Genomic DNA, 7,646 nt, shown 5'->3' on the forward strand with positions numbered 1-7,646 from the left:
CATGAAGATGACACGACGCGCCTTCTGCGCAGGTCTCGCGGCTGTTCCACTGGCGCGCCCTACTCAGGCTCAGGATATGGCGCTCCTGACAGCTAGGGCAGCCACAGTGCAGCTTGCCCCGGATGGCTATCCGGCGACGCCGGTCTGGAGCTACGACGGGACGATCCCGGGCCCGGTCATCCGCGCCGCTCAAGGCAGCCGGTTGCAACGGCGACTTGTGAACACGCTGGAGGTTCCGACCTCTGTTCACTGGCATGGCATCCGTATCGACAACGCCATGGATGGTGTCGCGGGGCTGACCCAGAACGCGGTGCCGCCCGGTGAGAGCTTCGACTACGCCTTCGATCTGCCTGATGCGGGAACCTACTGGTATCACGCCCATACAAATTCGATGGAACAGGTCGCGCGGGGTCTTTCCGGAGCCCTGATCATCGAAGAGGCCACACCGCCTGATGTGGACCGGGATGAGGTCCTGATGATCGACGATTGGTTGCTGGACCCTGATACGGGCCTGTTCGTCGATGACTTCGCAGCGCCGATGACGCGCAGCCACGGAGGCCAGATCGGCAACCTCGTGGGCGTGAACGGGCGCTACGATTACAGCCTGTCGGCCCGGCAAAACGAGCGGCTGAGGCTGCGGCTGATCAACTCGGCCAATGCCCAGATATTCGGTCTGAAGCTGGAGGGGCTGACCGGCTGGACGGTGGCTCTCGACGGCATGCCTCTCGACACGCCAGAACCGGTGACGGATACGCTTGTGCTTGCACCGGCACAGCGCATGGATCTGATCGTCGATATCACCGCCGAGGAAGGGGAAACCGCAGGACTTCTCTTTGCTGCAGCGGATGATACTTGGCGCGTACTGGCTGAAATTTCTGTCGAAGGACGTGCCGCGTCAGTGCCGCGCGGTGCGCCTCAGCCCCTGCCACGCAATCCGCGCATGGAGGTTGTGGGCGTCGACACCGCGCCTGTCCTTGAGATGCCGCTGCAGGGCGGTGCGATGCGCGGCCTGGAAAGCGCGGCCTTCAACGGGCAGAAACTGACCTGGCAGGAGTTGGTGCAACAAGGACAGTTCTGGGCGTTGGCCGGACAGGCCGGGCTGGGAGAGACGCCTTTTGCCACGCTTTCGCGCGGCGAGACGGCCCGCATCCGCATGACCAATGACACGATTTTCCCGCACGCGATGCACCTGCACGGGATGCATTTCAGGACGCGTAAGGAAGACGGAAGCCTTGGTCCTCTACGGGACACGGTTCTCGTCATGCCCAACGAGATGACGGAGATCGCCTTCTTTGCGGACAATCCGGGAAAGTGGCTGCTGCATTGCCACATGCTGGGGCACGCAGCTTCGGGAATGACGAATTGGATCATGGTCACATGAAGGGCCTGATCGCACTTGCAGCAACTCTTGCAAGCTGGGCGCAGGCCGTTGCGGCAGAGGAAGGCATGGATGGCGCAGCTCTGTATCAGCAGAACTGCGCATCCTGCCACGGGACAGAGCTTCAGGGGCAGCCGGACTGGCGCAGCCCCGGTCCCGACGGCCGCCTGCCTGCGCCACCCCATGATGCAACGGGCCACACCTGGCATCATGGCGACGACATCCTGTTCCGCATCACGCGAGACGGGACTGCCGCGGTGGTCGGAGGGGGCTATGAAAGTGACATGCCCGGTTTTGGCGACAGCCTGAGGGATGCGGAAATTCGAGCGATCCTCGACTACATCAAATCCACCTGGCCCGAGCGCGAACGCGCCTATCAACGTGAAAGAACTCAGCAGGAATAGGCCGAGAAAAGTCAATTTTTATGGAACATCCACCCACTGGAAGGTTGTTATTCCCCTAAACGCACTCGGAGGTGACCATGGCCTATTCCCGCTTTTTCCTGATGATTGCCGTGTCTACGGTCCTGATGTTCGGGTTGATGTACCTGAACACGTATCTGATCAGCCATATCTTCTGGTCAGAAACACGCGCCTATATGGCAATCGTCATGGGGGCGGTTATGGCCTTCGTCATGCTGGCCTTCATGCTCGGCATGTACAAGAACCGCACGCTCAATATCGCGATATTCGCGGGCTCCATCATCGTTTTCGCAGGGGCGCTCTGGCTGGTGCGCAGTCAGGTGACGGTGCAGGACCGCGCATACATGCGGGCGATGATTCCACACCATTCAATCGCCATCATGACTTCGTCGCGCGCGGAAATCAGCGATCCCAGGGTGCGCACTTTGGCCGATGACATCATCTACGCCCAGGATAAGGAAATCGCGGAGATGCGCTATCTGATCGCGGATATATCGGCGAATGGAGAGGCGACCCCCGCCAGGGATGCACCGGTAGCCGAACTGAAACCCGCTCAGGACGCCCTGTCCAGCGAGGTCGTTTCCAAGGTCGATCCGGAGTTCCTGACGCAGGCAGATATCGCCCAGGTCTTCCCGGATGGGGCCGTCTGCAGCTTCACCTACACTGAGACGAGCCCGCCCGTGTTCGTGTCGGGGAGCGACATTGCTCTGGTCAAGATCAGCGGTGATCTTGTCCGTCTCGACGCCGAGGGAGAAAGCTTCACGGCTGATCCGATCACAATCCAGGTGCGCGAAACGGATGATGACGGACTTCAGGACTTCATCATCAGCGCGGGCCCTGACTACGAGGCCGGTTTCCGCGGCCAGTATAACTGCACGAATTAAAGGAGCCTGTCATGGCAAAGGATACCGCTAAAACCGCCGTCCTCTACCGCATGGTCATGCCCGAGCATACCTGCCCTTTTGGTCTGAAGTCCAAAGATCTGCTGGAGCGCAGGGGCTACGTCGTCGAAGATCACCACCTGAAGACCAAGGACGAGACAGAGGCTTTCAAGCGGGAGCATGATGTCAAAACAACGCCTCAGACCTTCATCGACGGGGAACGGATAGGGGGTCATGACGACCTGCGCATCTTCCTCGGCATCGACCCGCCCAAGGAAGAGCAGAGTGATACAACCTACCGCCCTGTGATCGCGATCTTTTCGGTCTGTGCTCTGCTGGCGCTTGGCTTGGCGTGGCACCAATACGGGACCATCCTGACCTGGCAGAGCTTCCAGTGGTTCATCTCGCTGTCGATGACGGTGCTTGCGATCCAGAAGCTTCAGGACGTCGAGCAGTTCTCGACCATGTTCCTGAACTATGACCTGCTGGCGAAACGCTGGGTACCTTACGGCAAGGTCTATCCCTACGGTGAGGCACTGGCCGGTATCCTGATGACCGCGGGCGTCCTGACCTGGATCTCCGTACCCGTTGCGCTGTTCATCGGGACCATTGGGGCGATCAGCGTGTTCAAGGCAGTCTACATCGACAAGCGCGAGTTGAAATGTGCCTGCGTGGGCGGCGCCTCCAATGTGCCGCTCGGCTTCATTTCTCTGACCGAAAATTTGATGATGATCGTGATGGGCCTCTGGATGGGCCTGCGTGCCCTCGGGGTCTGAGGTGAGAAACGGGGGCGGCGTCTTGACGCCCTCGGTGTCTTTCTGGCTTAGCCGACGTGCTCAGGTGCGACCGTGGATGTGAAGGTGGCGGTGACGAGCAGGATCACGAGGAAGGTCGCCACCTCCCATCGGATAGACGCCCTCAGCGGGCCGGCGTTTCCGGTCTCGGTCAGGGCCGGTGTCAGCCGAAGCTTGTTAAGTCCGGCGAGGCTGAGAAGCAGGGCCACGACCGCCAGTTTCAGCGTCAGAAACTGCCCCCAGGGTTGGGTCAGGACTGCGATCGGATCGCCCGCCAAAATTATCAGGATCACGACGCCAGCCACGACAAGCAGCCCGACCATGACCAGCGCCGCCTGCCCGAAGCGTTCGACAGTGCGGACCGCTGCCTCGTTGCCGCGTCCTGCCATGTCATAGAGCGGATAGAAGCCCCCGATCCAAAAGCTCGCGGCAAGGATGTGGATGACGAAAAGCGTCGAAAGCGCCAGCCTCGGATCTCCGGTGGCGTGACCGCGTAGGGCGAAACTGACGGCCACAAGAACAACACCAAGGACCGCCAAAGGGCGTGTCCAACTGCGATGGAACACGATGGTTGCGATTGCCAGAAGACCGAGGATGTCGGCCTCTACCGACAACCCAAGTGGGCTGGAAAGGGCAATCTGGAGCATCATCGGATCAAGCGCGCCACCGAAGCCCCCGTAGAAGAAGGCCGCCCGCAGCGGGATGTTGAGTGCGCTGAACACGATGCCAACTATGGCCGACCATGCTGCAAGCCGCCTGAGGCGGCGACTTGCAGCGGCATCCAGCTCCGTGAGGAGCCAGAGATTTATCACGGAGCCCGCCGCAAGCAGGACACTGACATACATCCCCGCCTTGACGAGGATCGAGGCGATCTGCACCGGTTCCAGTGCGGCAAGAACTCCGCCCATGATTTACTTCCCGACCTTGAACGCAAAGCTACCGTTCATCGGGTGACCGTCCGGCGACATGCCACGCCAGTCGACCTTGTAATTGCCTGGTGCCAGCTTCGGCAGCTTGCCTTCCCAGGTCTTCACGGCCTGGTTCGCGGCCGGACCGTTGATCTTGTAGGTTTTACCGTCCGGCGCTTTCATCGTGACGGTGGTGATCTGCATGGGATCGGTGAACATCAGGTGCATGACCTTGGTGTCCGCGCCGACCGTCTGGCCATTGCTCGGCATCGTCATCATGCCCTTGCCATGTGCCAATGCAGCGCCTGCGTTCAGGGCAAGGCCAACCGACAGCGCGGCGGAGGTCAGGATAGTACGAAGTTTCATTTGGGTGATCCTTTGATTGGTTCAGGTTGAAAAGGCTGCGCCCTCTCCGCGGCTTCGAAGTAGCCGAGAGGGCGCAGAAAAATCAGAACATGAAGTTGATGCCGACGACGCCGGTCAGCTCGTCGACTTCATGGCCATGATCGCGCAGAATGTCGGCTGTTCCGCCGAAGGCGCGTTCGTAGTTCACGCCGACATAGGGCGACACGCTGCGGCCGATCAGGTCGTAGCTCAGTCGCAGTCCCAGCTCGACAGAGCCGCCGCCCGCCGCGATTTCGCGCGCGGGATCATCCGCCAGCGGCAGGCTGACTTCGAGAGACGGCGTCAGGATCAGCCGGTTGGTCAGCAGGCCTTCGTACTCCACCTCCGCCCCGATGTAGGGGTATTCGGAAACGTAGAGCGCCGCCTCGACCTCGAACCACTGTGGCGCGAGGCCGGTGACGCCGAAAGCGCCATAGTAGCGCTCGGGCGCGCCGTCCGGCGTGGAGGCGGCGATCCCGATGAAGCCATCGAAGAAGTCGGTGATCGGTTTCTGGAGGCGGATTTGGTTGTCCATCTCTTCGAAATCGCCGCCTTCGATCTTCGCGCCTTCGCTCTTCCAGACGAGCCGCAGTTCGTCGTTTCCGACCCATGCGTCGAATTCCCAGGCAAAGGAGTTCTCTTCATCGCCCATCCGGTATTCGAGCTTGTCGGTCCGGACGCTCCAGACGGTTGGCGACATTCCTGGGTCAGCCATCGCAGCAGGTGCAAAAGCCAACGCAAGTGGAAGCCCGAGGGCCGTTCCAAGAAGTCGTTTTTTCATGTGATTGTTTTCCTTGGAATACGCGCGCATCAGGACGGCCCACCTTCGACGATAACCTTGCGGAACATGCCGCCCGCCATGTGGTAGGAGAGGTGGCAATGGAACGCCCACTGGCCGGGGGCATCGACTTCGGTCTCGGTGTAAAGCGTTGTTCCAGGGGCCACGCTGACCGTATGCTTCACGGGGTCATAGGCCCCTTTGCCGGTGTCGAGGATCGACCACATCCCGTGCAGGTGCATCGGGTGCGCCATCATGGTTTCGTTGACGAACTTGAACCGGACGCGTTCGCCGTACTTCAGGCGGATCGGGTCGGCGTCCTCGTATTTCACGCCGTCGATGGACCAGATGTAGCGTTCCATGTTGCCGGTGAGGCGGATCTCGATCTCGCGGGTGGCGGGGCGATCACGGTAGAGCGGCTTGCGCGCCGTGAGGTCTTCGTAGCCAAGGAACTTGCCGCCATTTGCCGCCGTCGGGATCAACCCGCTACCCGGTGCATAGAAGGCAGCGCCCGGTGCGCCTTCAGCAGGAACGACGGGCATGCCAGCGGACATGTCCATGCCGCCCATATCCATCCCGGAATGGTCCATGCCAGACATATCCATGCTGCTCATATCATGGCCGGAGTGATCCATCCCGGACATGTCGAACCCGCTCATGTCCATGCCAGAGTGGTCCATCCCAGACATGTCCATGCCGCCCATGTCCATTCCAGAATGATCCATCCCGGACATCATGCCCCCCATGTCGGCCATCGTAAGCAGAGGCTGTGGCCGCATCTTGTAGTAGGGGCCGACCATGCCTGCGGACGGTGCCAGCGTGCCCCGCACCATCGCGGTGCGGCCCGCACTTTCGCCAATGATCGAATAGGCCTTGGCCTCGCGCGGCTGGACGATCACGTCATAGGTTTCCGCCACGGCGATGCGCAGCTCATCCACCACGACCGGCTTCACGTCATTGCCGTCGGCCTGCACCACCGTCATTTTCAGACCGGGCACGCGCACGTCGAAATAGGTCGTCGCCGAGGAGTTGATCAGGCGCAGGCGCACCTTCTCGCCGGGCTTGAAGATGCCGGTCCAGTTCTGCTGGGTGCTGGCCCCGTTGATCAGCGCCGTGAAGCCCTGAACATCCTCGATATCCGTGGGCATCATGCGCATGGCGCCCCACATCTTCCGATCCTGAAGGGCGGCTTTCAGACCCTCCGCGCCCGCGTCCTCGATCAGGTCCTGCGCCGTACGTTGCGCCCGGTTGTAGTAGTCTGCCGATGCTTTTAGGTTGCGGAAGATCCGCGATCCGCTGTGCGGATGCTTGTCCGTGAACTGCACCACGTAGTCGCGGTCCGTCGGCACGGCCTCGCCGCCTTTTGGGGCGATCACGATGGCGCCGTAGGCGCCGTCGGGCTCCTGGAAACCCGAATGACTGTGGAACCAGTAGGTGCCTGCCTGTTCGATCGGAAAGCGGTAGGTGAAGGTTTCGCCCGGCTTGATGCCGTTAAAGCTGATGCCCGGCACGCCGTCCTGCTGGAACGGCAGGATCAGGCCATGCCAGTGGATGGACGTGCTTTCGCGCAGATTGTTCTTCACGCGGATGACGACGTCTTCGCCTTCCTGGAAGTGCAGGATGGTAGGAGTCTGGCTACCATTGTAGCCGATCCCGTTCTTCTTGAAGGTTCCGGTGTCGATCCGGACCTTGTCGACGGTGATGTCATAGGTGCCAGCCTGCGCGGGCAGTCCGAGGGCAAGCCCCAGCACTACGGCGAGAGGCCGCAGGAAGTTCGTGTGTTTCATGTGTTTTCCGTGAGCGCGGACCAAAAACATGGCCTCGCAAAGAGGAGATCACTGCCGAGCAGTGAAGGGAGGGAGAAGGATCAGCTGGGCCAGAGGTTCGAAACTGAAGAAGACCGCAAATGATCGGATTGCCGGACGTCGCCGCTCGGGCACGCCGCAATCAACGCCGTACAGGCGCGCTCAGGCCAGAGGAGGCCGAAGGAAGGAGAGAAGAACGGACTGCAGAGCCATGCTCGGTTCGGCTGGATTCAGGTCCGCGATCCGGAAGTCTTTGTGCAGGTCGATAGCAGACGTATTTCCAGACTGATCTGTGC

At 60.9% G+C, this 7,646-nt stretch carries 8 protein-coding genes; 4 read left to right on the top strand and 4 right to left on the bottom strand.

Annotated features, from left to right (window positions below; translation table 11 throughout):
• Window position 1 precedes the first annotated feature (1 nt).
• The 4 genes from BFP70_RS00505 to BFP70_RS00520 all read left to right on the top strand — a co-directional run bounded on the left by BFP70_RS00505 (window position 2) and on the right by BFP70_RS00520 (window position 3,457).
• Entirely contained in the window at window positions 2-1,381 is a 1,380-nt protein-coding gene (locus BFP70_RS00505; RefSeq protein ID WP_066009106.1) for a multicopper oxidase family protein, read from the top strand.
• On the top strand, window positions 1,378-1,782 hold the full coding sequence (locus tag BFP70_RS00510) for a cytochrome c (RefSeq protein WP_066009107.1): 405 nt from the start codon (window positions 1,378-1,380) through the stop codon (window positions 1,780-1,782). The genes BFP70_RS00505 and BFP70_RS00510 overlap by 4 nt, the downstream gene beginning before the upstream one ends.
• A gap of 77 nt (window positions 1,783-1,859) precedes the next feature.
• Window positions 1,860-2,684: a DUF6692 family protein gene (locus tag BFP70_RS00515; RefSeq protein ID WP_176715457.1), complete on the top strand. Its 825-nt coding sequence runs from the start codon at window positions 1,860-1,862 to the stop codon at window positions 2,682-2,684.
• A gap of 11 nt (window positions 2,685-2,695) precedes the next feature.
• Window positions 2,696-3,457: a MauE/DoxX family redox-associated membrane protein gene (locus BFP70_RS00520; RefSeq protein ID WP_176715458.1), complete on the top strand. Its 762-nt coding sequence runs from the start codon at window positions 2,696-2,698 to the stop codon at window positions 3,455-3,457.
• A gap of 47 nt (window positions 3,458-3,504) precedes the next feature.
• On the opposite strand, the gene BFP70_RS00525 is transcribed toward BFP70_RS00520, so the two are convergent.
• From BFP70_RS00525 to BFP70_RS00540, 4 genes are all read right to left on the bottom strand, one after another.
• The gene (locus tag BFP70_RS00525; RefSeq protein ID WP_066009110.1) at window positions 3,505-4,383 is read right to left on the bottom strand and encodes a CopD family protein; all 879 of its coding nucleotides are present in this window, start codon (window positions 4,381-4,383) and stop codon (window positions 3,505-3,507) included.
• Between the two features lie 3 nt (window positions 4,384-4,386).
• Entirely contained in the window at window positions 4,387-4,749 is a 363-nt protein-coding gene (locus tag BFP70_RS00530; protein ID WP_066009111.1) for a copper resistance CopC family protein, read from the bottom strand.
• Between the two features lie 82 nt (window positions 4,750-4,831).
• The gene (locus tag BFP70_RS00535) at window positions 4,832-5,548 is read right to left on the bottom strand and encodes a copper resistance protein B (RefSeq protein ID WP_040610015.1); all 717 of its coding nucleotides are present in this window, start codon (window positions 5,546-5,548) and stop codon (window positions 4,832-4,834) included.
• Between the two features lie 29 nt (window positions 5,549-5,577).
• Window positions 5,578-7,332, bottom strand: a complete 1,755-nt coding sequence (locus BFP70_RS00540) for a copper resistance system multicopper oxidase (protein WP_066009117.1) — start codon at window positions 7,330-7,332, stop codon at window positions 5,578-5,580.
• Between the last annotated feature and the right edge of the window lie 314 nt (window positions 7,333-7,646).

This window comes from Thioclava sp. SK-1 (genome assembly GCF_001705665.1).
GTDB lineage: Bacteria > Pseudomonadota > Alphaproteobacteria > Rhodobacterales > Rhodobacteraceae > Thioclava.

What these genes read in the sequence shown, in the direction of transcription:
- BFP70_RS00505 (WP_066009106.1), top strand. Translation starts at nt 2, where the DNA reads ATGAAGATGACACGACGCGCCTTCTGCGCAGGTCTCGCGGCTGTTCCA.
- BFP70_RS00510 (WP_066009107.1), top strand. Translation starts at nt 1,378, where the DNA reads ATGAAGGGCCTGATCGCACTTGCAGCAACTCTTGCAAGCTGGGCGCAG.
- BFP70_RS00515 (WP_176715457.1), top strand. Translation starts at nt 1,860, where the DNA reads ATGGCCTATTCCCGCTTTTTCCTGATGATTGCCGTGTCTACGGTCCTG.
- BFP70_RS00520 (WP_176715458.1), top strand. Translation starts at nt 2,696, where the DNA reads ATGGCAAAGGATACCGCTAAAACCGCCGTCCTCTACCGCATGGTCATG.
- BFP70_RS00525 (WP_066009110.1), bottom strand. Translation starts at nt 4,383, where the DNA reads ATGGGCGGAGTTCTTGCCGCACTGGAACCGGTGCAGATCGCCTCGATC.
- BFP70_RS00530 (WP_066009111.1), bottom strand. Translation starts at nt 4,749, where the DNA reads ATGAAACTTCGTACTATCCTGACCTCCGCCGCGCTGTCGGTTGGCCTT.
- BFP70_RS00535 (WP_040610015.1), bottom strand. Translation starts at nt 5,548, where the DNA reads ATGAAAAAACGACTTCTTGGAACGGCCCTCGGGCTTCCACTTGCGTTG.
- BFP70_RS00540 (WP_066009117.1), bottom strand. Translation starts at nt 7,332, where the DNA reads ATGAAACACACGAACTTCCTGCGGCCTCTCGCCGTAGTGCTGGGGCTT.